We start from the raw sequence: 25737 nt of genomic DNA, 5'->3' as shown, positions 1-25737 counted from the left end.
CCGGTTCAGAGCAGGAAGAACACCAGTGCCGAGGCCACGGTCACCAGGATGCCGACCACCGCGAACACGGTTCCGGTGGTGATGAAGCCGAGACCGTCGAGCTGTCCGTTCGACCCGCGGATCGCGCGCTTGGCCCTGGGGCCGGTGACGACCAGCGCGAGGACGGCCGTGATGAGACCGATGCCGGGCAGCAGCGAGGCGAGACCCAGCCACAGGGTGACCACCGCCCCCCGCTCGGTGTCCGCGAGGTAGTCGATGCTGTCGTACCCCGGGTAGGCGTCGCCGGCCTCGCCCCCGAGGGGACGGTCGCCGAATCCGGGGAAGTCGTCGGCGATCGGGTCCTTGCGTCGCTTCCTCGGTTCGGGCCGCGCGGGCATCCCGTAGTCCGCGGGAGTGAAGCCGTCGTCGTACTCGGACTCGTCCCGCAATTCCTGGGGAACGACGTCCGACGGTGCCCCCTGGGCCACGGGTGCGTCGTACTCGCCCTGGTCGTCCTCGTCGTAGGCGTCGAACATCTGCGTCGCGCCGCCGCCGTGCGGACCGTCGTGGGCCGGTTCGTCATGGCCGGGGGCGTCGTAGGCGGGGTCGTCGTAGCCCGGAGCCTCGTAGGCGGGAGCGTCGTAGGCGGGAGCGTCGAACATCTGCGTCGCGCCCTCGTCGTACCGGGCCGCCGGCTCGTCGTAGCCGCGCGCACCCGGCTCCGCGGCCCGCGCCTGCATGTCCGCGATGGCGGCCAGCGGGTCGGCCGGCGCCTCGGGCCCGCCGCCCCAGTCCTGGTACTCCGGGCCGCCCGCCGCCTCCCGGCGGCGCTGCTCCGCCTCGCGCACGACGTCGGGCAGCCGCATGTCGTCCCGGCCGAAGGCCCAGGTGTTGCCGCTCGCTCCCGGACCGGGGTCCGGTGCCTCGGGCGACAGTTCGTCGGCGTAGCGGTCACCGTTCCAGGGCTCGGGGTCGGCCGGGGGCGCCCAGGCGTCGTCGCCCTCCCGGGCGGGTGCCCAGGACTCCAGGCCCTCGGTGCCCTCGTCCCGCAGGTCCGAGCGCCGTTCGTCCCCCCAGCTACGGGAGCCGAGCTCGTCGTGGTCCCAGTCCCGTGAGGGGCCGCGGAAGGGGTCCTCGGCCGCGGGAGCCGGGGACCACCCCTCGGTTCCCTCCGGCCGTTCCGGGCTCCACCCGCCAGCCTCGGGCGCGTCCGGCCCCACGGCGGCGGTGCCCCACGGGGTGTCCTCGGCGGTCGGAACCGGGGTCCAGCCGTCCGTGTCCTCCGGCTGTCCCGGGTTCCACGAACCGTCGTCCTGCCCGGCACCCGTGCTCATGGCGCCGTCCGGCGAGCCCCACGGCGCATCGTCCGCGGGCCGCTCCTGGTTCCACCCGCTCGCGTCGGGTGCGACCGGTCCGTCCAGCGTCGGATCCGCGCCGAGGCCGGTGCCCGGATCCGCCTCCGGGGTCCAGCCGGTACCGCTCTCCGCCGGGGCGGCGGCGCCCCACGGGGCGTCGTCCGCACGGGACGGGGGATCCCAGGGCGCGTCGCCCGCGGGCTCTCCCGGGGTCCAGGCACCCGTGTCGGGTGCGAGCGGGCCGTCCAGGCTCGGGTCCGCGCCCACCGGCGCCTCCCACGAGACGTCGGAGGTCCCCGACGACGCGGCGCCACCCCACGGCACATCCGCGTCGGGCCCCGGATCCGGCGCCGGGGCGGGCGCACCCCACGGAGCGTCGTCGGAGGGGTGAGCCGGGGTCCAGGCTTCCTCATCGGGCCTGACCGGGCCGTCCAGGCTCGGGTCCGCGCCCACCGGCGCCTCCCACGAGACGTCGGAGGTCCCCGAGGACACGGCGCCACCCCACGGAGCGTCATCCGCGGAGGGGGACGGAGTCCAGGTCTCGGCGTCCTCCGACCGGTCCGGGCCACGCGAACCCGCGTCCACGTCCGGAACCGCACCGTCCGGCGCACCCCATGGCGCGTCGGCGCCGAGGCCCTCTTCCGGGGCCGGGTGCGGGCCCCAGTCGCCACCGGTCTCGGCGGGGGCACCCCACGGAGCGCCCGCACCAGGGGTCGGGTCCCCCACCGGGGCGGAGGCTCCCCACGGCGTATCGTCCGCGGCGGCCGGGGTCCACGGAGCGTCGTCGGCGGGTTGCGCGGGGGGCCAGGCACCCGCGTCGGGGCCGACCGGACCGTCCAGGCTCGGGTCCGCGCCCACCGGCGCCTCCCACGAGACGTCGGAGGTCCCCGACGACGCGGCGCCACCCCACGGAGCGTCCGCCTCGGGCGCCGCATCCGACACCGGAGCCGGCGCACCCCACGGCGCGTCCGCGTCGAGACCGGCGTCCGGAGCCGTCTGCGGGCTCCAGTCGGCACCGCTCTCCGCCGGGCCGGCGGCACCCCACGGAGCGTCATCCGCGGAGGGGGACGGAGTCCAGGTCTCGGCGTCCTCCGACCGGTCCGGGCCACGCGAACCCGCGTCCACGTCCGGAACCGCACCGTCCGGCGCGGCCCACGGCGACTCTCCCGCCGCCGGGGCACCGGAAGCACTCCACGGGGCGTCAGCGCCCCGCACATCGTTCAGTGGCGCGTCCAGGGCGGCCCAGGGAGCACCCTCGTCGGCCCCCGGAGCCGTGTTCCACGCCGAACCGGCCTCCTCCGGCCGACCGGGGTTCCACGCGCCCGCGTCCGCCTCGGCGGTCGCCGGGTTCGCGGGCGCGCCCTCCGGCGCGTCCCACGAGAAGTCAGTGGTCCCCGACGGCTCCGCAGAGCCCCACGGGGTGTCGTCCGCCGCCGGCTCCGCGCCCTCGGAGCCGGCCTGTGCGCGGGAGTCGGGCCGGGCCCAGGAATCGCGACCCCACACCTCGTCGCCCGTCCGACCCGACTCGTCGGGCGGCAGGGGCACCTGGGCGCTCGCGGCGACACCGGGGAACTCCCGCTCCCCCGCGTCCTGGGACGGGTTGTCGTCGTCGTACTCCCCCGGCACGCGGGTCAGGGGCTGGAAAGCCGCCTGGCTCGCGCCAGGGTAGGAGATGGAGGGTGTCGACGGCGGAGCGGCCGGCGGGGGGCCGCCGAGCGCCTCCGGGTACGGCTCCACCATGGGCGGGCGCGACGAGCTCAGCCCGGCGTAGCCCCCGCTGTCCGGGAAGACCGTCGCGTCCTCGTTCTCTTCCTCGAGCGGGTCCTGGTACTCGGACTGCGTGCGGTAGCGGTTCTCCGTCGGCTTGAACCACGAATCCGCCGCACCGGAGCCCCGTCCGCCCCCGTTATCAGTCACTGTGTGCCTGCTCTCCAGCCGGCGCCGCAGCGCCCTCTACCCCGTCCACACCATCGTGTGCGGACCGACCACGACGAACGGCGGCGGCACCACCCCCAGCCGGGGGTGGCTGACCGCCGCCGTCAGTTCAGCCAATCGCTCTTACCTGTTGTAGGGACCGAAGTCGTACTCCTCCAGCGGGACGGCCTCGCCCGAACCCTGTCCGAAGGTGTACTCGCTCGGCTCCTCGTACCCGGAGACCGAGTACATCGAAGCCTTCGCCTCCTCGGTCGGCTCCACCCGGATGTTGCGGTACTGGGGGATGCCCGTACCGGCCGGGATGAGCTTACCGATGATGACGTTCTCCTTGAGGCCCAGGAGCGGGTCGCTCTTGCCGTGGATCGCGTTCTCGGTGAGCACCCGGGTCGTCTCCTGGAAGGAGGCCGCCGACAGCCACGACTCCGTGGCCAGCGACGCCTTGGTGATACCGAGCAGGACCGGACGTCCGGCCGCGGGCTGACCGCCCTCGGAGACGACGCGGCGGTTGATCCGCTCGAACTTCGGCCGCTCCACCATCTCACCCGGCAGGAGCTCGGTGTCACCCGACTCCAGGATGTTCACCCGCTTGAGCATCTGGCGGACGATGATCTCGATGTGCTTGTCGTGGATGGACACACCCTGCGACTTGTACACCTCCTGGACCTCCGACACGAGGTGCTGCTGCACCGCGCGCGGGCCCTGGATACGGAGGACCTCGTGCGGGTTGATCGCACCCTGGATCAGCTGCTGGCCGACCGTGACGTGGTCACCGTCACTGACGAGCAGCTGGGCACGCATCGGCACCGGGTAGGCGATCTCGTCCGTGCCGTCGTCGGGGATGACGACGATCTTACGGCTCTTCTCGGTGTCATCGATCCGGATCCGGCCCTCCATCTCGGAGATCGGGGCCACACCCTTGGGGATGCGGGCCTCGAAGAGCTCCTGGACACGGGGCAGACCGTGGGTGATGTCCTGACCGGCCGAACCACCCATGTGGAAGGTCCGCATGGTCAGCTGGGTACCGGGCTCACCGATGGACTGGGCCGCGATGATACCGATCGCCTCACCGACGTCCACCGGCTTGCCGGTGGCCATGGAGCGGCCGTAGCAGGTGGTGCACACACCGATCTTCGCCTCACAGGTCAGCGACGAGCGGATGCGCACCCGGGTGAGCCCGGCCGCCACCAGCTTGTCGATGTTCTGCTCGGAGGTGTCGCTCAGCGCGGGCAGCACGAGGTTGCCGTCGCTGTCGAACGTGTCCTCGGCCAGGGTGCGGCCGAAACCGGTGTTCTCGACGTTGTGCTTGCGCACCACGGTGCCGGCGGCGTTCTTCTCGCCGACCTCGTGCCACAGCGACCGGTCGGTGCCGCAGTCGATCTCGCGGACGATGACGTCCTGCGCCACGTCCACCAGACGACGGGTCAGGTAGCCCGAGTCGGCGGTACGCAGGGCGGTGTCGGCCAGACCCTTGCGCTGACCGTGCGTGGAGATGAAGTACTCCAGCACGGACAGGCCCTCACGGTAGGAGGACTTGATCGGACGCGGGATCGTCTCACCCTTGGTGTTGGAGACCAGACCACGGATACCCGCGATCTGACGCACCTGCATCGGGTTACCACGGGCGCCGGACTGGACCATCATCCACACCGGGTTGTCGGCGGGGAAGTTGTCCTCCATGTTCCGCGCGACCTCGGCGGTGGCCTGGGTCCACACCTCGGTGAGCTCCTGACGGCGCTCGTCGTCGGTGATGAGACCGCGGTCGAACTCCCGCTGGATCTTGTCGGCCTTGCGGTCGTACCCGTCGAGGATCTCGGCCTTCTGCGGCGGCGCGACGACGTCCTCGATGCCGATGGTCAGGCCGGACCGGGTGGCCCAGCGGTAGCCGGCGTCCTTCAGGGCGTCCAGGGTCGTGGCGACCTGGACCTTGGGGTAGCCCTCGGCGAGGTCGTTGACCAGGGTCGAGACCTGCTTCTTGCCCACCTGGAAGTTGACGTACGGGTAGTCGACCGGGGTGGCCTCGTTGAAGAGGTACCGCCCCAGGGTCGTCTCCAGGGTGTACGGCTCGCCCTCTTCCCAGCCCTCCGGCGGCGTCCAGTCCTTCGGCGCCGGGGCGCCGTCGGCGATCCGCAGGCGGATCTTCGCCTGCAGGTCCAGGGCGCCCAGGTCGTAGGCCATGATCGCCTCGGCCGGGGAACGGAAGGCCCGTCCCTCGCCCGCGGCACCGGGCTTCTCCGTCGTCAGGTAGTACAGGCCGATGATCATGTCCTGGGTGGGCATGGTCACGGGCTTGCCGTCGGACGGCTTGAGGATGTTGTTCGTGGCCAGCATCAGCAGCCGCGCCTCGGCCTGGGCCTCGGCGGACAGCGGCAGGTGCACGGCCATCTGGTCACCGTCGAAGTCGGCGTTGAACGCCGTGCACACGAGCGGGTGGATCTGGATGGCCTTGCCCTCGACGAGCTGCGGCTCGAAGGCCTGGATGCCCAGGCGGTGCAGCGTGGGAGCACGGTTCAGCAGCACCGGGTGCTCGGTGATGACCTCTTCGAGGACGTCCCACACGACCGGACGGGACCGCTCCACCATGCGCTTGGCGCTCTTGATGTTCTGCGCGTGGTTCAGGTCGACCAGGCGCTTCATCACGAACGGCTTGAAGAGCTCCAGCGCCATCTGCTTGGGCAGACCGCACTGGTGCAGCTTCAGCTGCGGGCCGACGACGATGACCGAACGGCCGGAGTAGTCGACGCGCTTGCCGAGCAGGTTCTGACGGAAGCGGCCCTGCTTGCCCTTGAGCATGTCGGACAGCGACTTGAGCGGACGGTTGCCCGGTCCGGTGACCGGACGGCCGCGGCGGCCGTTGTCGAACAGCGCGTCGACGGCCTCCTGCAGCATCCGCTTCTCGTTGTTGACGATGATCTCGGGCGCACCGAGGTCCAGCAGCCGCTTGAGGCGGTTGTTCCGGTTGATCACCCGGCGGTACAGGTCGTTGAGGTCGGAGGTCGCGAAGCGGCCACCGTCCAGCTGCACCATCGGACGCAGGTCCGGCGGGATGACCGGGATGCAGTCGAGCACCATGCCCATGGGGCTGTTGGTGGTGTTGAGGAACGCCGAGACGACCTTGAGCCGCTTCAGGGCGCGGGCCTTCTTCTGGCCCTTGCCCGTGCGGATGGTCTCCCGGAGCTTCTCCGCCTCGGTGTCCAGCTCGAAGTTGGCGAGCCGGTCCTGGATGGCCTGAGCGCCCATGCCGCCGCGGAAGTACTTCCCGAAGCGGTCCCGCATCTCGCGGTAGAGCATCTCGTCGCCCTCGAGGTCCTGGACCTTGAGGTTCTTGAAGCGGTTCCACACCTCGTCGAGGCGGTCGATCTCCCGCTGCGCGCGGTCGCGCAGCTGGCGCATCTCGCGCTCGGCACCCTCGCGCACCTTGCGGCGCGCGTCACCCTTGGCGCCCTGCTCCTCCAGCTCGGCGAGGTCGGCCTCCAGCTTGCGGTGGCGCTCCTCGATGGTGGAGTCGCGGCGCTGCTCCAGGTGCTGCTTCTCGACCGAGATCCGCGCCTCCAGGGACTGGAGGTCGCGCTCGCGGGCGTCGGTGTCCACCCACGTGACCATGTAGGCGGCGAAGTAGATGATCTTCTCGAGATCCTTCGGCGCCAGGTCCAGCAGGTAGCCCAGACGGGAGGGCACACCCTTGAAGTACCAGATGTGCGTGACGGGAGCGGCCAGCTCGATGTGGCCCATGCGCTCACGGCGCACCTTGGCCCGGGTCACCTCGACGCCGCAGCGCTCACAGATGATGCCCTTGAAGCGGACGCGCTTGTACTTGCCGCAGTAGCACTCCCAGTCCCGGGTCGGACCGAAGATCTTCTCGCAGAAGAGTCCGTCCTTCTCGGGCTTCAGGGTGCGGTAGTTGATGGTCTCGGGCTTCTTGACCTCGCCGTGCGACCACTGGCGAATGTCGTCGGCCGTGGCCAGGCCGATGCGCAGCTCGTCGAAGAAGTTGACGTCGAGCACTTAATTCGTCCCCTGCTCTCGAAACATGCGGAAGTTAGACCTCTTCGACACTGCTCGGCTCGCGCCGACCCAGGTCGATTCCCAGTTCTTCCGCGGCGCGGAAGACGTCCTCGTCGCTGTCCCGCATCTCGATGGACATACCGTCACTGGACAGCACCTCCACGTTCAGACAGAGCGACTGCATCTCCTTGATGAGCACCTTGAAGGACTCAGGGATGCCCGGCTCGGGGATGTTCTCGCCCTTGACGATGGCCTCGTAGACCTTGACCCGGCCCACCACGTCGTCGGACTTGATGGTGAGCAGCTCCTGGAGGGCGTAGGCGGCGCCGTACGCCTCGAGGGCCCACACCTCCATCTCACCGAAGCGCTGGCCGCCGAACTGTGCCTTACCGCCCAGCGGCTGCTGGGTGATCATGGAGTACGGACCGGTGGAGCGCGCGTGGATCTTGTCGTCCACGAGGTGGTGGAGCTTCAGGATGTACTTGTAGCCGACGGAGATCGGCTCGGCGAAGGGCTCACCCGTGCGGCCGTCGAAGAGCAGCGCCTTGCCGTCCTCGTTGATCAGGCGGTTGCCGTCCTTGTTGGGACGCACCGACTGGATCAGGCCGGCCAGCTCGTCGCCGTGCAGGCCGTCGAACACCGGCGTGGCGACGCGGGAGTTCGGCTCGACCTCGGCGGCGCCGATGTCGTGCAGCGACTTCTGCCAGGCCTCCTCGGCCCCTTCGACCAACCAACCGTTCTTGGCCAGCCAGCCCAAGTGGACCTCGAGCACCTGTCCGACGTTCATCCGGCCGGGCACGCCCAGCGGGTTGAGGATGATGTCGACGGGCGTGCCGTCCTCCAGGAACGGCATGTCCTCCTGGGGCAGGATCTTGGAGATGACGCCCTTGTTGCCGTGACGGCCGGCGAGCTTGTCACCGTCGGTGATCTTGCGCTTCTGGGCCACGTAGACGCGGACCATCTCGTTGACGCCGGGCGCCAGCTCGTCGCCGTCCTCGCGGCTGAACACGCGCACGCCGATGACCTTGCCGGTCTCGCCGTGCGGCACCTTCAGGGAGGTGTCGCGGACCTCGCGCGCCTTCTCACCGAAGATGGCGCGCAGCAGGCGCTCCTCCGGGGTGAGCTCGGTCTCGCCCTTGGGCGTGACCTTGCCGACGAGGATGTCGCCGTCGACGACCTCGGCGCCGATGCGGATGATGCCCCGGTCGTCGAGGTCGGCCAGGACCTCCTCGCTGACGTTGGGGATCTCGCGGGTGATCTCCTCCGGGCCCAGCTTGGTGTCGCGGGCGTCGACCTCGTGCTCCTCGATGTGGATCGAGGACAGGACGTCGTCCTGCACCAGGCGCTGGGAGAGGATGATCGCGTCCTCGTAGTTGTGGCCCTCCCAGGACATGTACGCCACGAGGAGGTTCTTGCCCAGCGACATCTCGCCCTGGTCCGTGGAGGGACCGTCGGCCAGGACCTGCTTGGCCTCGACCCGCATCCCCTCGGCGACGATGGGGCGCTGGTTGAAGCAGGTGCCCTGGTTGGAGCGCTGGAACTTGCCCATGCGGTACGTCTTGCGCGTGCCGTCGTCGGCCATCACGGTGACGTAGTCGGCGGTGACGTCCTCGACGACACCCGCCTTCTCGTTGAGGACGACCTCACCGGCGTCGGTGGCGGCGCGGTACTCCATGCCGGTGCCCACGAAGGGCGACTCGGCGCGCAGCAGCGGCACGGCCTGGCGCTGCATGTTGGAACCCATGAGCGCGCGGTTGGCGTCGTCGTGCTCCAGGAACGGGATCATGGCGGTGGCGACCGACACCATCTGGCGCGGCGACACGTCCATGTAGTCGACCTCGTCGGTGCTGACCTGCTCGAACTCGCCGCCCTTGCGACGGACGAGCACGCCGGCCTCGGCGAAGGTGCCGTCCGGGTTGGTCGGCGTGTTCGCCTGCGCGATGACGTAGAGGTCCTCCTCGTCCGCGGTGAGGTAGTCGACCTGGTCGGTGATCCGACCGTCGACGACCCTGCGGTAGGGGGTCTCCACGAAACCGAACGAGTTCACGCGGCCGTACCCGGCGAGCGAGCCGATCAGACCGATGTTCGGTCCCTCAGGCGTCTCGATCGGGCACATGCGGCCGTAGTGGGAGGGGTGGACGTCGCGGACCTCGAAGCCGGCGCGCTCACGGGACAGACCGCCCGGGCCCAGCGCCGAGAGGCGGCGCTTGTGGGTCAGACCCGCGAGCGGGTTGGTCTGGTCCATGAACTGGGACAGCTGCGAGGTGCCGAAGAACTCCTTGATGGAGGCGACGACGGGACGGATGTTGATCAGGGTCTGCGGCGTGATCGCCTCGACGTCCTGGGTCGTCATCCGCTCGCGCACGACGCGCTCCATGCGGGCCAGGCCCAGGCGGACCTGGTTCTGGATCAGCTCGCCGACGGTGCGCAGACGACGGTTGCCGAAGTGGTCGATGTCGTCGGTCTCGATCGGGCGGAGGCCGCGGACGGTCTCCTTCTCCACCTCGCCCGCGTGCAGGCGGACCATGTAGTCGATCGTGGCGACGATGTCCTCTTCGGTCAGCGTGCCCTGCGTGTAGTCGGCGTCCAGGCCGAGCTTCTTGTTGATCTTGTAGCGGCCGACCTTGGCTAGGTCGTAGCGCTTGGGGTTGAAGTAGAGGTTCTCCAACAGCGCCTGGGCCGACTCCTTCGTGGGCGGCTCTCCCGGACGCAGCTTGCGGTAGATGTCCAGCAGGGCGTCGTCGGTGCCGGCCGTCGGGTCCTTCTCCAGGGTGTTGCGGATCGACTCGTACTGGCCGAACCGCTCCAGGATCTGGTCGGTCGTCCAGCCCAGCGCCTTGAGCAGGACGGTGACGCCCTGCTTGCGCTTGCGGTCGATGCGGACGCCGACGAAGTCCCGCTTGTCGACCTCGAACTCCAGCCAGGCACCCCGCGACGGGATGACCTTGCAGCCGAAGAGGTCCTTGTCCGAGGTCTTGTCGAGCGACTTGTCGAAGTACACGCCCGGGGAGCGGACCAGCTGGGACACGACGACGCGCTCGGTGCCGTTGATGATGAAGGTGCCCTTGACGGTCATGAGCGGGAAGTCGCCCATGAACACCGTCTGGCTCTTGATCTCACCGGTGTCGTTGTTGATGAACTCCGCCGTGACGAACATCGGGGCGGAGTAGGTCATGTCCTTGTCCTTGCACTCCTCTTCGGAGTACTTGGGCGGCTCGAACCGATGGTCGCGGAACGACAGCGACATCGTGCCCGAGAAGTCCTCGATAGGACTGATCTCCTCGAAGATCTCTTCGAGGCCGGACTGCTCCGGAACGTCCTTGCGGCCAGCGTTTCGGGCCGTCTCTACCCGGGTCTTCCACTTGTCGTTGCCCAGCAGCCAGTCGAACGACTCGGTCTGCAGAGCAAGCAGGTTCGGGACCTCGAGTGGTTCCTGAATACGGGCGAAAGAAACGCGGTGCGGACCAAGGGCGTCAGCGGAGGCGTTGCGCGAGGCTGCCAACAGGGGTCCTTCCGAAGGCTTGTGGCGGTTGAAGCGCGCACGCCAGACGATCCGTCACGAGAAGGACCGCCGCAACGCGGTTGAGACGGTCACATCGAGCGGGAACGGGCCTACCGTGTCCAGACGAAACGGGATGGGCGGCAGCCGTACTCCGACACAGGGATCACCAAAGGGCAGCGCAAAAGAGCAGTGTAGCCGAACACTACACCGCTGTCCACTCACGCTTCACAGCACCACTCACGACACCGGCAGGATCGCCCGCGAAGGGCGATCCGTCAAGCCCACCGGCCTCCATACTTTCCCGGAGGACGGATTCGGACCCGATCCGGAGCCTGTGGCCCCATGGGTGAGCGAACGCGCCTGCCCTGGCTCCCAGGGGGTCGGGGAGCCGTCGGACACCCGGAAGGATTCCCCCGCCCCATGCGGGTAAACACTCTGCCCGGAGCCCGTCAAGAAACCCGAGACGGGAGATTATCGCGTCCCACCGACCTTTCGCACACGAGGGTGCCGACCTGCGGTCGCGACCGGCCCAGCATGCCACACGCCCCGGCGGAGTGACACCGGACACGTCGGCCCATCACGACGAAAGGGACCGCGCACCCCCGGATGACGGGCCGGTCCGGTGGGAGTGTCGCGAGGGACCCCGTGGGGTCCTGGGTGGTGGCGGGCGACGGCGTGGGCACGAGCGGAGGCCCAAAGAAAACACGCGGCCGCCCCTCCCGCAGGAGAGACGGCCGCGTGTACGCAGACCAGCGGGACTCTGGGCCCCGCGGAGGGCTACTTGAGGGTGACGGTGGCGCCGGCGCCCTCAAGGGCGGCCTTGGCCTTCTCAGCGTCCTCCTTGTTGGCGCCCTCGAGCAGAGCCTTCGGAGCGTTGTCGACCAGGTCCTTGGCCTCCTTGAGACCCAGGCTCGTGAGGCCGCGAACCTCCTTGATGACCTGGATCTTCTTGTCACCGGCGGACTCGAGGATGACGTCGAACTCGGACTGCTCCTCGGCGGCCTCGGCGGCGCCGCCACCGGCACCCGGGGCGGCGACGACGGCGGCCGGCGCGGCGGCGGTGACGTCGAACTTGTCCTCGAAGAGCTTCACGAACTCGGACAGCTCGAGGAGGGTCATCTCCTCGAACGCGGCCAGCAGGTCCTCGTTGCTGAGCTTCGCCATGATGCGATCTCTCTTTCTCTACAGACACGCGCACCCGACGGCGTCACGTGCGAGCCTTCGGCCGGGCGCCGTCGCGGCACCCGCCGTGGTTCAAAAGGTTTAAGCGGCTTCCTCGTTGCGCTTGTCCGCCAGAGCCTGCGCGAGACGCACAGTCTTGGACGGCAGCGCCTGGAAGACGGCGGCGGCCTGGCCCTGCTTGGCCTTGAGCGCACCGGCCATCTTCGAGAGGAGAACCTCGCGGGACTCCAGGTCGGCCAGCTTGGTGATGTCCTCGGCGCTCATCGACTTGCCGTCGATGACACCGCCCTTGATCACCAGAGGCGAGTTCGCCTTCGAGAAGTCACGCAGACCCTTGGCGGCCTCGACCACGTCACCGTGGACGAAGGCGATGGCGGAGGGGCCCTCGAACAGGTCCTTGACCTGCTCTTCGAGACCCGCCTGGTTCGCCGCGATCTTGGTCAGCGTGTTCTTGACGATGCGAAAACGCGCGTTCTGGCCGAGGCTACGGCGCAGCTCGGTGAGCTGAGCCACACTGAGCCCCCGGTATTCGGTCAGCACGGCACCGTTCGACTCACGGAACTCGTCCGTGAGTTCGGCGACCGCAGCTGCCTTGTCCGGCCTCGCCATGGGACTCCTTCCAACAGTGAACGCTGGTTGGTTCCCCAAGGACTCACGCGATCGGCGTCAGCACGAGAAAAAGCCCCGAGCGCGAGGCGCACGGGGCACATCCGCGTCCACTCGGGCCAGGGGCCCCGGAACGGGAAAGCTTGAGTGACACCTGCGCGGGCGCCCATCGCGGATGGGTCCTTAGGTCACCCGTTCGGGTGACGACCAGCGGTCTTCGGCAAGAACCCAGCGTACCGGACGACGGGCGGCCTTCGCACACCGATGCGGGCGCCCGGGGACGAGTCGTCCCTCACCCCGCCGCGGGGCCGCCGCCGACCGCGTGCGGTGCCCCGTTCGTCCGGTTGTGTCGCTCGCGCGTGCCACCATAAGACGGTACGGGGCATCCCCGCTCTCCTATGTGCCCCTCCCCCGACACGAGAAAGCGAATTCTCCCGTGAAGACCCCCAAGCCGGCCCTCTTCGCCGCCGGCTCCCTGAGCCTCGCCCTCGCTCTGAGCGCCTGTGGCGCCCCGGAGGAGGAGACGGAGGCGGCCCCGTCCGACTCGGCCGCCGACGAGGGCGAGAGCGGCGGTGGCGGCGTCCTGGACCTGCTCGGCGACCTCGCCTCGCGCACCGAGGCCGTCGACAACTACACCCTCGACATGGACATCACGTCGACCGACCCCGAGCTCGGCGAGACGGAGATGACCTTCACCTACGAGGTGATGGCCGACCCGCAGGCGGCGCAGGTCACCGTGTACATGCCGGCCATGGGCGAGATGCTCGAGGGGTTCGCCGAGCTCGGCGGCCAGGGCTCGGACCTGAGCGCCGAGGAGCTCAGCACCTCGATCGTCATCGTCCCTGCCGAGGGCGAGATGCTGGTGTCCAACCACCACGGCCTCCAGGAGGCCGACACCGCCTGGACCCGCGGCGGCGCGGGCGAGGGCCAGCAGCCCGCCACCGAGAACATGTTCGACACCTCCGAACTGCCGAAGGTCGCGGGCGCGGTCGCCGCGATCGAGTCCATCGAGGAGACCGGCAGCGAGGAGATCGACGGGGTCTCGACCACCGTCCTGGAGGGGTCGTTCACCGCCGAGGAGCTCGACGCCCTCGAAGCGGACCAGCGCAGCGCCCTGGAGGAGCTCGTCGGCGGCGCCACCGGCGCCATGGACGTGTCGATCTGGGTGAGCGACGACGGCTTCCCCATGCGCATGGACTTCAGCGACGACGTCTCCGAGATCTCGATGGTCTACTCCCAGCTCGGTGAGACCTCCTTCGAGATGCCCTCCGAGGACGAGATCACCGACCTGTAGCGCCCGCCCCGCCGGTACCGGCCGAGCGGGACGACGACGGCCCCCGGATCCCCTGCGGGATCCGGGGGCCGTTCGGCCTCGCGAAGACTAGGCTTCGAGCGGGATGCTCGGACCCATGGTCGTGGTGACCACGGCCTTCTTGATGTAGCGGCCCTTGGCGGCGGACGGCTTGAGGCGGTTCACCTCGTCGATCGCGGCCTGGTAGTTCTCCAGCAGCTTGCTCTCGTCGAACGACAGCTTGCCGATGATGAAGTGCAGGTTCCCGTGGCGGTCGACGCGGAACTCGATCTTGCCGCCCTTGATCTCGGTGACGGCCTTGGCGACGTCCGGGGTGACGGTGCCCGTCTTGGGGTTGGGCATGAGGCCACGCGGACCGAGCACGCGGCCGAGGCGGCCGACCTTGCCCATGAGGTCCGGGGTGGCCACGACGGCGTCGAAGTCGAGGAAACCGTTGAGGATCTCCTGGACGAGGTCGTCGTCACCGACGTAGTCCGCTCCGGCGGCGCGAGCCTGCTCCGCACGGTCACCGGTCGCGAAGACCAGGACCCGGGCGGTCTTACCGGTGCCGTTGGGCAGGTTCACGGTGCCGCGGACCATCTGGTCGGCCTTGCGCGGGTCGACGCCCAGGCGCAGGGCGACCTCGACGGTCGGGTCGAACTTGACGGTGGAGGTGTCCTTGGCGAGCTTCACGGCCTCGGCGGGGCTGTAGAGCTTGTCACGGTCCACCAGCTCGCTGGCTTTGCGGTGGTTCTTGCTGCGCTTCACGCTGTTCTCCTTGAGGGAACGTGTGGTCGGTGGGCCAGCGCCTGGCCCTGCCACGGTGGTTCTGTTCGTCGAGCGCCCCGGTGGGGGACTACTTGACCTCGATGCCCATCGAGCGGGCGGTACCGGCGACGATCTTGGCGGCGGCCTCGATGTCGGTGGTGTTGAGGTCGGGCAGCTTGGTCTGCGCGATCTCGCGGACCTGCTCGGCGGTGATGGAACCGGCGTTGCCGCGCCCCGGAGTGGTGGCGGCCTTGTCCAGGCCCGCCGCCTTCAGGATCAGCTTGGGCGCCGGAGGCGTCTTGGTGACGAAGCTGAAGGAACGGTCCTCGTAGATGGAGATCTCTACGGGGATGACGTTGCCGCGCTGGGCTTCCGTGGCAGCGTTGTACTGCTTGCAGAAGTCCATGATGTTGACGCCGTGCGGACCGAGAGCGGTACCGACGGGCGGCGCCGGGGTCGCCTGACCGGCGGGGAGCTGCACCTTGACGAGTGCGGCCAGTTTCTTCTTCGGAGGCATATCGGGTCCTTTGCCTGATGTGCGGTGTGAGCTGGTCCCCACCCTCCCCTACGGCGTCGGGCATCCGCGCAGAACGCGGCCGACGCCGGTGCCGAAGAGGGCGCGCCCCCGTGCTCTGGACACGGGAGCGACGGCCCGCCGGGACCGGGCGGACCGGAGTACACCCCGCCGGAGCGGGGTGCTGGAGTGGGTCCGCCCGGAGGCGGACCCACCAAGTCTACGCGTCCCGGGCAGGTGCCCGGGCTGGACCTATCAGATCTTGGCGACCTGGGTGAAGGACAGCTCGACCGGGGTCTCACGGCCGAAGATCGACACGAGCACCTTGAGCTTCTGGGTGTCCGGGTTGATCTCGCTGACGGTGGCGGGCAGCGTGGCGAACGGGCCCTCCATCACGGTGACGGACTCGCCGACCTCGTAGGCCACGTCGGAACGCGCCTCGGAGACACCGCCGGCCTTGGCCTGCTGCGCCTGCTCCGGCTCCACCTCGGGCTCGGGCGCCAGGAGCTTGGCGACCTCGGTGAGGCTCAGCGGAGCGGGCTTGTTGGACAGGCCCACGAATCCGGTCACACCGGGGGTGTTGCGGATGGCCGACCAGGACTCGTCGGTGAGGTCCATCCGGACCAGCACGTATCCGGGCAGGACCTTCTCGGTGACCTGCTGGCGCTTGCCGCTCTTGACCTCGGTGACCTCGTGCTCGGGCACCTCGACCTGGAAGATGAAGTCCTCCATGTTGAGCGACTGGGTGCGACTCTCGACGTTGGCCTTGACCCGCTTCTCGTAACCCGCGTAGGTGTGCACGACGTACCAGTCGCCGGGGAGCAGGACAAGCTCGTTCTTGAACTCTTCGACGGGGTCCAGCCGGGGCTCTTCGGTCTCAGTCGGCTCGGCGGACTCGCCGCTCTCGACGTCGGTGTCCTCCTCGGTCGCGTCGGACTCGGCCGCGACCTCCGAAGGCTCCTCGACAGGCTCGCCCAGGCCGGTCTCATCCGCCGACGACTGATCCGGCTCCTCTTCGGGGAAGTCGTCAGAGGTCAGTGGGGACTCGGACACGGCTGCTCTTTCTCTCGTCGGATTCGCTGGTGCGGGCCGACGCACGCCGAACAGCGCTCCGCGTCGAACCCGGTTCTGCCAGCTTACGGTCTTTCCGGGCGGCACGGGACCAACGCGCGGACGAGGAGGGGCCGGGGCCGGGATGTGCGCCGCGGGCTGGTGCCTCAGGGCGTGTGCGGTGGATGCCGCCCGTCGCGAGCGGCGCCGAGGCGGCGCGCGGCGGGGAGGATGTCCGTCACATGGGCCCTAGACGCCGGCGGGGCGACCGAAGGTCGCGTAGAGCCAGGTCACGGCCTCACCGAAGGCGAAGTCCAGAAGGGAGACGTAGGACAGGATGATCGCCACGAACACCAGGACCACGATGGTGTAGGTCACCAGCTCCTGGCGCGTGGGCCAACGGACCTTGCGCAGCTCGCCGACGACCTGCTTGACGAAGTCCACCGGACCCGTGCGACGCTTGGGCTCCTTGTGGGGCTTGGCGTCGGCGTCAGTCTGAGTCACGTGGGGTCCTTAGGGTCGCGGGCTGCTCGATGTCCCCGTTGTTCCTTGGCCTGTCGCCCGGTGCGCGTGCGCGCACCGGGCTTGCGAACTTGCAGGGCAGGAGGGACTCGAACCCCCAACCGCCGGTTTTGGAGACCGGTGCTCTGCCAATTGAGCCACTGCCCTTAGCGGAAACTGCGTTCCCCACCATAGCCGGTCCGCACGACGTACGCACACCGTGAACCATGTAACACCCTGGCCACGACCGACCGGCGCGAGAGAGTCTAAGCCCAAGCGCGCACTCCGGCCAAACCGGTTCTCACGGTCGCGCCGTTCGCGGGCGCGGCGGGCCGGCGGGGTCGACACGCGCTCGGGGCCGTCGCGTCGCGTCCGCGGGGGTGGGCCCGACCGGCCCCGATGCCCCCGGTACACCGTGCCCGACGCCGCTTCCCCGCCGCGGCCGCCCGCCCGGTATCCCCGACGGCCGGGGCGCCGCGTGACACCATGGATCCATGACTGACCGACCCCGCATCTCCGCACGTATCGGTGCCATCTCCGAGTCCGCCACCCTGGCCGTGGACGCGAAGGCCAAGGCCATGAAGGCGGAGGGCCGCCCCGTCATCGGCTTCGGTGCGGGTGAGCCGGACTTCCCGACGCCGGACTACATCGTCGAGGCCGCCGTCGCGGCCGCCCGCGAGCCCCGGTTCCACCGCTATACGCCCGCCGGCGGCCTGCCCGAGCTCAGGAGGGCGATCGCGGAGAAGACCGCGCGCGACTCCGGCTACCAGGTGGAGCCCGCGCAGGTCCTGGTCACCAACGGGGGCAAGCAGGCGATCTACGAGGCCTTCGCCGCCATGCTCGACCCGGGCGACGAGGTCATCGTCATCGCCCCGTACTGGACCACCTACCCCGAGTCCATCAAGCTCGCGGGCGGCGTGCCCGTCTACGTCGTCACCGACGAGAGCACGGGCTACCTGGCCTCGGTCGAGCAGCTGGAGGCGGCGCGCACCGAGCGGACCAAGGTCCTGGTGTTCGTCTCCCCCTCCAACCCCACCGGCGCCGTCTACCCGCGCGAGCAGGTCCGCGCGATCGGCCGCTGGGCCGACGAGCACGGCCTGTGGGTGCTGACCGACGAGATCTACGAGCACCTGGTCTACGGCGACGCGGAGTTCTCGTCCCTGCCCGTGGAGGTCCCGGAGATCGCCGACCGCACGGTCATCGTCAACGGCGTGGCCAAGACCTACGCCATGACCGGCTGGCGCGTGGGGTGGCTCATCGGCCCCGCGGACGTCGTGAAGGCCGCGGCCAACCTGCAGTCGCACGCCACCTCCAATGTCGCGAACGTCTCCCAGGCCGCCGCGCTGGCCGCCGTCTCGGGCGACCTCACGGCCGTGGAGAGGATGCGGGAGGCCTTCGACCGCCGGCGCCGGACGATCGTGCGCATGCTCAACGACATCGACGGCGTGGTCTGCCCGGAACCGCAGGGCGCGTTCTACGCCTACCCCTCGGTCACGGGGCTGCTGGGCCGGGAGATCCGCGGCGGGAGGCCCCAGAGCTCCGCGGAGCTGGCCGAGCTCATCCTGGAGCAGGCCGAGGTCGCCGTGGTCCCGGGCGAGGCCTTCGGGACCCCGGGCTACCTGCGGCTGTCCTACGCCCTGAGCGACGGGGACCTCGCCGAGGGCGTCGGCCGGATCCAGAGGCTCCTGGAGTGAGCCGCCGCGGGGGCGCCCCGCGGGGTGCTCTCGAGTTCCCGCCCCCGCGGGGTCCCCATATGAGGCAGACTCACGTCATGGAGACACCGATCAGCGCCCGCCGATTGGACCGGCTGCCCAAAGCGCACCTGCACCTGCACTTCACCGGCTCGATGCGGCACTCGACCATGGTCGAACTCGCCGCCGACCACGGAATCCACCTCCCCCAGGCCCTGGTGACGGAGTGGCCTCCCCGGCTCCGGGCCACGGACGAACGCGGCTGGTTCCGCTTCCAGCGGCTGTACGACATCGCCCGCTCGGTCCTGCGCCGCCCGGAGGACATGTACCGCCTCCTGCGCGAGGCCGCCGAGGACGAGCGGGCGGCGGGATCGTCCTGGCTGGAGATCCAGGTCGACCCGAGCGGTTACGCGGCGCTCTTCGACGGGCTGACCGCCACCCTGGAGCTGATCCTGGACGCCGCCCGCGCGGCCGAGCGCGACACGGGCGTGGCGATCGGCCTGATGGTCGCGGCCAACCGCACCAGGCACCCGCTGGACGCCAGGGCCCTGGCCCGGCTGGCCAGGCAGTACGTCGGGCGCGGCGTGGTGTCCTTCGGCCTCAACAACGACGAGCGGCGCGGACGCGCCCGTGAGTTCGAGGCGGCGTTCCGGATCGCCAGGCGCGCGGGACTGCTCTCGGCGCCGCACGGGGGCGAACTCCAGGGGCCCACGAGCATCCGGGAGTGCCTGGACGAGCTCAACGCGGACCGGGTGGGCCACGGGGTCCGCGCGGTGGAGGACCCGCACCTGGTCGAGCGGATCGCCACGCAGGGCGTCACGCTGGAGATCTGCCCCACCTCCAACGTCGGCCTGGGTGTGTACAACGAGATGGAGCACCTGCCGCTGCGCCGGCTGTTCGACGCGGGCGTCCCGATCGCCCTGGGTACCGACGACCCCCTGCTCTTCGGGCCCCGCCTGGAGGAGCAGTACCGGCTCGCCCGCGAGGTCTTCGGCTTCAGCGACCCCGAACTGGCCGAGCTGGCCCGCATGTCCATCCGGGGCTCCGGTGCCCCGGACTCCCTCAAGAAGGACCTCCTGTCGGGCGTCGACGCCTGGCTGGCCGCGGAGCCCTCGGCGGTCTGAGCGGTGGGGCGGGCCGCGATCAGCGGTCGGCGGACGCCGTCGGCGCGGTCGCGCGCCCGCCGGGCGGAGCGGTACGGGGCCGGTCGGATCCCTCCCGGCCCCGGTCACCCCAGCAGCATCCACGCGCCCTGGCCGACCATGGCCGCGCCGGCGACGAAGAACAGCACGGCGGCGCCGACCTGGATCGCCCGTTCCGGCAGCTTCTTGCCGAGGACCGCGCCGATGGCGATGGCGATGGCGTCCGCGGCGACCATGCCGACCGTGGAGCCGATCCACACCGGCAGCCAGTGGTACTGGGTGCCGACGGTGATGGTGGCGAGCATCGTCTTGTCGCCGAGTTCGGCCACGAGGAAGACCACGAACACCGTGAGGAAAGCGGAGCGGATCCGCCGGGACGCCGCGCGCTCCTCGTCCTTCTGCGTCATCTCGTCGCCGTGCAGGGTCCAGAAGCCGAAGATCAGGAAGGCCAGGCCCGCGACGAGCGTGACCCAGTCCGTGGGAATCGCGGAGCCCAGGACCTCGGCGATGAACACGCTCGCCACGTGTACGACCGCGGTGGCGGCGGTGATGCCCAGGAGGACCGTGAGCGCGCGGTAGCGGCTCGCCAGGGACATCGCGACGAGCTGGGTCTTGTCGCCCATTTCCGCGATGAAGATGGCGAGGGCGCTGACCGCCAGGCCCATCGAGAATGCGGTCACGGATCCTCCTCCTTGCTTCAGAGGTGCTCTGGGGCAGAAGGAGGCGGCGGACGCCCCTCCAACCCGGTCGTTTCCTACCGGGTCAAAGGTCTCGTCCGCCCTTCACTCCGAGTTCCGGCCGGAAGGGCCCGGGCGGGTCCGCGACCCACGTGGGCCGAGGCCTCCGTGCCGGTTCACGCGGATTCGGAGTGGGCTCGTGCGACCGGGCCGCCGGGCGGCCAGTGTGTCGATCGCACGCATTGGGGACTACTCCCCTTCGACTGATCCGACTTTATCAAAGAATGGCGGACTCGCAATTCATTGCGATGTCTCATTAAACTATCAGCTTGCCCTTAGAAACAAGTTTGCCGCGCCTAACTCAAGAATGAGGCGCGGCAGAATCGTGACTTGTCGCGGGGCGCTACAGCGACGCCCCCACCATGACCGGCTCGTTGACCAGGCGGACGCCGAACGCCCGCTCCACCCCGGCGCGCACCTCACGGGCGAGCTCCAGCAGGTCCCGGGTGCTCGCGCCCCCCGGGTTGGTCAGCGCCAGGGTGTGCTTGCCGGAGATGCGGGCCGGGCCGTCGCCGTAGCCCTTGGTGAACCCGGCCCGGTCGATCAGCCAGGCGGCGGAGAGCTTGACGTCGCCGGCGGCGTCCGGGTGGCCCGGAACCTCCACACCGGGGCCCAGCAGCGCGGCGGCCCGCTCCCGCACGGCCTCGAACTCGGCGGCGCTCACCACCGGGTTGGTGAAGAAGGAGCCGGCGCTGCGCGTGTCGGGATCGGCGGGGTCCAGGACCATGCCCTTGCCCCTGCGCAGCCCGAGAACGGTGTCCCTGGCCCGCTCCAGCGGCACCCTGGACCCGGCCTCGGCACCCAGGGTGCGGGCGACCTCGGCGTAGCGGACGGGGCGGCTGAGCGGAGACCGGCGCAACGCGAAGACGACCTCGCAGACCACGTACCGGTCGTCGCCCTTGAAGACACTGTCCCTGTAGGTGAATCCGCAGTCGGCGTTGCCCATGACGCGGCGCTCGCCGGTCCGGCGGTCGTACACCAGGACCTCGCGGACGGTCTGGCTGACGTCCTGGCCGTAGGCGCCGACGTTCTGGATGGGGGTGGAGCCCACCCGCCCGGGGATCCCGGACAGGAACTCGATTCCGCTGAGCCCCTCGGCGACGGTCCGCTCGACGAGGGGGTCCCACTCCACACCGGCCTCGGCCCGCAGCAGGACGACGTCCTCGCCCGCCTCCGGGTCGGCGCCCGCCTCCTCGAAGGACACGCCCCGCGCGTCGGCGTGCACCACGGTGCCCGGGAAGCCGTCGTCGGCGACCACCAGGTTGCTCCCACCGCCCAGGACCAGGACGGGCTCCCCCGCGGCGTCGGCGGCGGCGACCGCCGCGACCAGCTCGTCGGTGCTGCGCGCCGTGACCAGGGTCTTGGCGGGGCCGCCCAGACCGAGGGTCGTGTAGTCGGCGAGCAGCACCCGCTCCCCGGGGGCGGTGGCTTCGTGGACTGCGGACACGGTGTACCTCATCGCTTCGCTGTGCTGGGGCCGGCTCAGGCCAGGCGGACGAGGGCCTTGGACTGCACCAGGACCTTCGCGCCGCCGGAGCGTGCGGTCAGTAGGACGGCGACCGTCCCGTCGCCGTTCTTGGCCTTGACCTTCCCGCCCACGGTGATCTCGGCCCCCTCGTCGTCGTCCGGGACCACCACGGGAGCGGAGAAGCGCACGGAGTAGTCGACGACGCAGCCGGGGTCCCCGGTCCAGTCGGTGATCACCCGCGCGGCCTGGGCCATGGTGAACATGCCGTGCGCGATCACGTCCGGCAGACCGACGGACTTGGCGAAGCGCTCGTTCCAGTGGATGGGGTTGAAGTCGCCGGAGGCGCCCGCGTAGCGGACCAGGTCCAGGCGGCGGACCGGGAAGGTCCGCTCGGGGAGTTCGGTGCCGACCTCGACGTCGGCGTGGCGCAGCCTGCTGCTCACGGTCACGTACCTCGCGTTCCTGGTGCTCGAAGAATCTACTCGCCGCGGACCACGAGCATCATGCTCGTGGTGACGACGTGTTCGCCGTCGTCGGCCGTGGCGACCGTCTCCAGGGTGAGCAGCTCGTTGCCGCCGAGCGCCTTGATCCCGGTGATGCGGGTGACGGAGCTGAGCACGTCGCCCGCGTGCAGCGGACGCGTGTAGTGGAAGCTCTGGTCGCCGTGCACGACGCGCGAGAAGTCGACGCCGAGCTCGGGGTCGGCGATCGCCTGCGCGGAGCCGGCCATGCCCAGGATGACCGGGAAGGTCGGGGGCGCGATCACGTCGGGGTGGCCCGCCGCCTTGGCCGCGGCCTGGTCGACGTAGACCGGGTCGGGGTCGTTGACCGCTTCGGCGAACTCGCGGATCTTGCCCCGGGTCACCTCGTAGACCTCCGGCGCGGGGTACTCCCGGCCGAGGTAGTCAGGGTTGATCGCCACGCTCTCCCTCTCCTGGGTTCTCCTGACCGGGAGGCACGGTCCCGGACACACGAACAGCCCGGTGAGTGCATCACTCACCGGGCTGGAAGTCTAGCCTGCCCCCCGTGTGACGGGAGGCGGCGCAACGGCTCACGCGTGACCGGCTACGGGAGCCGGTTCCGAAAGTCGGCGACTAGCGGGTCTCGCGGTGCTCGTTGTGCTTGCGGCAGTTCGGGCAGAACTTCTTGATCGCGAGCCTGTCGGGGGTGTTCCGACGGTTCTTGCGCGTGATGTAGTTCCGGTGATTGCACTCCTGGCAGGCCAGGGTGATCTTCGGCCTCACGTCTGTGGCAGCCACTTCGGAGTGCCTTTCTCGCTGGAGACAGTACCTAGGCGCAGTAGAACACTGCAAAGCGCCCGCGACGACCCCTGAGGAAGTCTCAGGGGTCAGCGGGTTGGTAGCGGAGGCCGGACTTGAACCGACGACACAGCGATTATGAGCCGCTTGCTCTACCGACTGAGCTACTCCGCCCCGATCAACGGTCGATAATACGATACCTCGTATCTCTCCCGGTTCCGGCCGGTAGATGCTCCACCGGCCACCCACCTGAGTGGACCGGACCGCATCAAGTGGTGGAGCCCCTTTACGGAATCGAACCGTAGACCTTCTCCTTACCATGGAGACGCTCTGCCGACTGAGCTAAAGGGGCGCGCTGCTGGGCTTTCTCTCGTCCGCCCCGGGGGTGTTGCCCCCTTGCGCTGGTCATGACTATACAGGTCTTCGGGGGTGGTCTGCCAAATCGAATACCGGGCCGCCTCGGGCACCGCGCCGCCGCACTCCCCGCACTCTGCCCGCACGGACACGAAAGCCCTTGTCAGAGGGCCTTCCGCCTGTCGGAGAGGGCACTCGGGGGGCCGTGGAAACGGCCTGGCGTGTGACTCAGACCGCTTCCCCGCGGCGCACCCTCAGGCGTCCCCGTCCGACAGCCACACGTTCGACATCGCGTCCCGGTTGATCGTCCGGATGGCCGCCGGCAGGCCCAGCCTCCGCAACGCGTCCGAGAGCCGTGTGTCGTGCGTGAACACGATGAGCTGCCGGTGCCGCCCCACCTCCGCCAGGACCGTGGCCAGGCCCTCCACGGTCTCGGTGTCCATCGCCTGGACGGGGTCGTCCAACAGCAGGAACCCGAACGGGTTGCCGTCCACGAGTGTGCGCGGGAGGCAGATCGACAGCGCCAGCGCCTGGAACTCCCCCTGACTGAGCAGTCCGGGCGCGCTGGTCTGGTCGCCCACGCCGTCGACGGCCACGTCCACCTCGACCCGGCGCCGGGCGCCGCGACCGATCAGCCGCATGCCCTGGAGGTCGATGTGGCGTTCCTGGCGCAACCGGAACCAGACCTGTTCCGCCTGGGCGGCCACCGGGCCGAGCCGCTCCGCCCGCAGCGCCCGCGCCTGGTCCGCCAACCAGGTGAGCGCCGCCTCGGCGACGGCGAGGGTGTCCCTGGCGGCGATGGCGTCCTGTGCGTCGTCCAGCCAGCTCGAGAGCCGCTCCGCCAGCTCCGACCAGCCGTCGGTGGGGTCCTCCAGGCGCTCACCGGCGTCCCTGCGGGCGCTGAGGGCCGCCGAGCGCAGTTTGCGGCCGACCGACTCGATGTGCTCGGCCAGCTCCGCGAGGTCCTCGATGTCGGAACCGGACTCCCACAGCGCCCAGACCTGCCCGAGCTCACTGTCCGGCGGCAGCCAGGAGGGCGTGGGCGAGAGCAGGAAGCGGGCCTGGTCGCGGGCGGCGTCGGCGCGCTCGTAGGCGGCCGCCGCCGTCGCTGCCTGGGCCCGCAGGCCGCGCAGCTGGGCGTTGGCCCGGCGCACCCAGTCGGCGCCGATCGCGCCGGGCGCCGAGCAGGTGGGGCAGGTGGTGTCCGTGGGGTGGCGCTTGTGGTGTTCGAGGGCCTGTTCCAGCAGCCGGACCACGCCGTGGGCGTGGTCGCCCTTGCTGCCCGCGGCCATGGCCAGCTCCATGGAGGCGCCGCGCAGCTCGTTGACGACGTCGCTCATGACGACGCGCTCGGGCACCGAGAGCCGCCGCAGCCGGCGCAGCACCACGTGGTGGGCCGGGTCGGCCGGGCCGTCGTCGGCGGCGATGCGGCGCAGGGCCTCGACGTCGAGGGAGGGCCCCGTGAGGATCTGGGCGGCCTGGGCGGCGCGCGGGTCGCTCGACGCGCTCAGGGCGTCCACCAGCAGCCGCGACTCCCGACCGGGGCGGTCGCGGCGTTTGGCGAGCGCGTCACAGACCTTGGCCAGGCGGCGCTCGGCCTGGGCCAGGCCGGTGAGTCCGAGGAGCGCCGTGAGTGTGTCGTAGAGCTCCGCCGAGCGGCCGGTGACCGTGCGTCCGAGCTCGTCGTAGGACAGGAAGGGGCGGTAGCGGACGAGGTTCTCGCCCCAGTCCAGGGTGCGCAGGGCGGAGGTCTCGCCGCTCGGGTGGACCACCTCGCCGCGCGCCGAGCGCACGCTCTCACCCGTCCAGCGGCGGCTGATGCGGGTGGGGCCCGCGTCGCCGGCGATGTGGATGTCGACGCTGGCCTCGGTGCGTTCGTCGTAGTGGAGGTTGCGCCAGCCGTCGCGCCATCCGGTGGGCATGGCGTCCCAGCGGGGGTTGCGGCCGGTGAGCGCCGCCTCGGCGGCCTCGGCGAAGCTGGACTTGCCGGAGCCGTTGCGGCCGACGATGACCGTCAGCCCGGGGCCGGGCGGGAAGGACAGCTCCGCGGGTCGGCCGATCCCGCGGAAGCCCTGGACGCGGATGCCGGTGAGGTAGGCGCGGCGCACCCGGCCGGGAGGTGGGGTCGCGGTTCCGCCGGGGTGGATCTCGGGAAGGTGCTCGCCCTCGAGCAGCGCCGCCAGGGCGTCGTCGCCCCAGAGCGCGGCGGTGACCCATGACCGCACGCTCGCCGACAGCCCCGCGTGGGCCAGGGCGTCCAGGATCTTCGTCGTCGTGGGGTCGTCGGAGTGCGGTGGATCGTTCCGTCCGCCGCCGTCGATCACCTCGGTTCCCCGAGTCACCTGCGCCACCCCGCTCCGTCGTCGTACCTGCACAAGCAGACTAGGACAGAAAGGAAGAT

18 protein-coding genes and 3 tRNA genes are annotated in these 25737 nt (G+C 70.2%); 3 read left to right on the top strand and 18 right to left on the bottom strand.

All coding sequences use genetic code 11. The features are described 5' to 3' along the window. Window positions 1-5 precede the first annotated feature (5 nt). The 5 genes from M1P99_RS15370 to rplJ form a co-directional block, all read right to left on the bottom strand. Complete coding sequence (locus M1P99_RS15370) at window positions 6-3251, bottom strand: hypothetical protein (protein WP_304453328.1); 3246 nt, start codon at window positions 3249-3251, stop codon at window positions 6-8. 141 nt (window positions 3252-3392) lie between these two features. After that, a complete protein-coding gene (locus M1P99_RS15365) occupies window positions 3393-7271 on the bottom strand; it encodes a DNA-directed RNA polymerase subunit beta' (protein ID WP_304453327.1) in 3879 nt (1292 codons plus the stop codon). A gap of 34 nt (window positions 7272-7305) precedes the next feature. Beyond that, window positions 7306-10773, bottom strand: coding sequence for a DNA-directed RNA polymerase subunit beta (gene rpoB / locus M1P99_RS15360; protein WP_304453326.1), 3468 nt, complete (start codon window positions 10771-10773; stop codon window positions 7306-7308). A 777-nt stretch (window positions 10774-11550) separates the two neighbouring features. After that, window positions 11551-11937 carry a 50S ribosomal protein L7/L12 gene (gene rplL, locus M1P99_RS15355; RefSeq protein ID WP_304453325.1) on the bottom strand — a complete coding sequence of 129 codons (387 nt, stop codon included), beginning with the start codon at window positions 11935-11937 and terminating at the stop codon, window positions 11551-11553. Between the two features lie 99 nt (window positions 11938-12036). After that, entirely contained in the window at window positions 12037-12564 is a 528-nt protein-coding gene (gene rplJ, locus M1P99_RS15350; protein WP_053618571.1) for a 50S ribosomal protein L10, read from the bottom strand. 433 nt (window positions 12565-12997) lie between these two features. Between rplJ and M1P99_RS15345 the strand changes: the two genes are divergently transcribed. Continuing rightward, the gene (locus M1P99_RS15345; protein ID WP_304453324.1) at window positions 12998-13855 is read left to right on the top strand and encodes a hypothetical protein; all 858 of its coding nucleotides are present in this window, start codon (window positions 12998-13000) and stop codon (window positions 13853-13855) included. An 87-nt stretch (window positions 13856-13942) separates the two neighbouring features. On the opposite strand, the gene rplA is transcribed toward M1P99_RS15345, so the two are convergent. The 5 genes from rplA to M1P99_RS15320 form a co-directional block, all read right to left on the bottom strand. Next, window positions 13943-14620, bottom strand: coding sequence for a 50S ribosomal protein L1 (gene rplA, locus M1P99_RS15340; protein ID WP_179823082.1), 678 nt, complete (start codon window positions 14618-14620; stop codon window positions 13943-13945). An 88-nt stretch (window positions 14621-14708) separates the two neighbouring features. Further along, window positions 14709-15137, bottom strand: a complete 429-nt coding sequence (rplK, locus tag M1P99_RS15335; protein WP_053618569.1) for a 50S ribosomal protein L11 — start codon at window positions 15135-15137, stop codon at window positions 14709-14711. Window positions 15138-15389: 252 nt separating this feature from the next. After that, complete coding sequence (nusG, locus tag M1P99_RS15330; protein ID WP_304453323.1) at window positions 15390-16187, bottom strand: transcription termination/antitermination protein NusG; 798 nt, start codon at window positions 16185-16187, stop codon at window positions 15390-15392. A 246-nt stretch (window positions 16188-16433) separates the two neighbouring features. Further along, window positions 16434-16688, bottom strand: coding sequence for a preprotein translocase subunit SecE (secE, locus tag M1P99_RS15325; protein WP_304453322.1), 255 nt, complete (start codon window positions 16686-16688; stop codon window positions 16434-16436). A 92-nt stretch (window positions 16689-16780) separates the two neighbouring features. Next, window positions 16781-16853 (bottom strand) — tRNA-Trp (locus M1P99_RS15320). A gap of 326 nt (window positions 16854-17179) precedes the next feature. On the opposite strand from M1P99_RS15320, the gene M1P99_RS15315 reads away from it, so the two are divergent. Together M1P99_RS15315 and M1P99_RS15310 are read left to right on the top strand one after the other, a co-directional pair. Next, window positions 17180-18379, top strand: coding sequence for a pyridoxal phosphate-dependent aminotransferase (locus M1P99_RS15315; protein WP_304453321.1), 1200 nt, complete (start codon window positions 17180-17182; stop codon window positions 18377-18379). A gap of 77 nt (window positions 18380-18456) precedes the next feature. Next, window positions 18457-19500 (top strand): adenosine deaminase, encoded by a 1044-nt coding sequence (locus M1P99_RS15310; RefSeq protein ID WP_304453320.1) that lies wholly within the window; start codon window positions 18457-18459, stop codon window positions 19498-19500. Between the two features lie 104 nt (window positions 19501-19604). Here the strand turns inward: M1P99_RS15310 and M1P99_RS15305 are convergent, their stop codons facing one another. The 8 genes from M1P99_RS15305 to M1P99_RS15270 all read right to left on the bottom strand — a co-directional run bounded on the left by M1P99_RS15305 (window position 19605) and on the right by M1P99_RS15270 (window position 25687). Continuing rightward, window positions 19605-20198 (bottom strand): TMEM165/GDT1 family protein, encoded by a 594-nt coding sequence (locus M1P99_RS15305; RefSeq protein WP_304453319.1) that lies wholly within the window; start codon window positions 20196-20198, stop codon window positions 19605-19607. Window positions 20199-20598: 400 nt separating this feature from the next. After that, window positions 20599-21702, bottom strand: a complete 1104-nt coding sequence (locus M1P99_RS15300) for a UDP-N-acetylmuramate dehydrogenase (protein WP_304453318.1) — start codon at window positions 21700-21702, stop codon at window positions 20599-20601. 35 nt (window positions 21703-21737) lie between these two features. Next, window positions 21738-22166: a MaoC family dehydratase gene (locus tag M1P99_RS15295; RefSeq protein WP_304453317.1), complete on the bottom strand. Its 429-nt coding sequence runs from the start codon at window positions 22164-22166 to the stop codon at window positions 21738-21740. Between the two features lie 35 nt (window positions 22167-22201). Further along, on the bottom strand, window positions 22202-22645 hold the full coding sequence (locus M1P99_RS15290) for a MaoC family dehydratase N-terminal domain-containing protein (protein WP_304453316.1): 444 nt from the start codon (window positions 22643-22645) through the stop codon (window positions 22202-22204). Window positions 22646-22817: 172 nt separating this feature from the next. Further along, window positions 22818-22967, bottom strand: coding sequence for a 50S ribosomal protein L33 (gene rpmG, locus M1P99_RS15285; protein WP_158613006.1), 150 nt, complete (start codon window positions 22965-22967; stop codon window positions 22818-22820). A 113-nt stretch (window positions 22968-23080) separates the two neighbouring features. Further along, window positions 23081-23156: transfer RNA gene (locus M1P99_RS15280), tRNA-Met, on the bottom strand. A 102-nt stretch (window positions 23157-23258) separates the two neighbouring features. After that, window positions 23259-23334 (bottom strand) — tRNA-Thr (locus M1P99_RS15275). Between the two features lie 256 nt (window positions 23335-23590). Next, window positions 23591-25687, bottom strand: coding sequence for an AAA family ATPase (locus tag M1P99_RS15270; protein WP_304453315.1), 2097 nt, complete (start codon window positions 25685-25687; stop codon window positions 23591-23593). Between the last annotated feature and the right edge of the window lie 50 nt (window positions 25688-25737).

It is taken from the genome of Nocardiopsis sp. YSL2, from assembly GCF_030555055.1.
Taxonomy (GTDB): domain Bacteria; phylum Actinomycetota; class Actinomycetes; order Streptosporangiales; family Streptosporangiaceae; genus Nocardiopsis.
Note: the sequence above shows the minus strand (reverse complement) of the source record. Positions and strands in the feature narration are given on the sequence as shown.

What these genes read in the sequence shown, in the direction of transcription:
- rplL (WP_304453325.1), bottom strand. Translation starts at nt 11,937, where the DNA reads ATGGCGAAGCTCAGCAACGAGGACCTGCTGGCCGCGTTCGAGGAGATG.
- M1P99_RS15310 (WP_304453320.1), top strand. Translation starts at nt 18,457, where the DNA reads ATGGAGACACCGATCAGCGCCCGCCGATTGGACCGGCTGCCCAAAGCG.
- rplK (WP_053618569.1), bottom strand. Translation starts at nt 15,137, where the DNA reads ATGCCTCCGAAGAAGAAACTGGCCGCACTCGTCAAGGTGCAGCTCCCC.
- rplJ (WP_053618571.1), bottom strand. Translation starts at nt 12,564, where the DNA reads ATGGCGAGGCCGGACAAGGCAGCTGCGGTCGCCGAACTCACGGACGAG.
- M1P99_RS15315 (WP_304453321.1), top strand. Translation starts at nt 17,180, where the DNA reads ATGACTGACCGACCCCGCATCTCCGCACGTATCGGTGCCATCTCCGAG.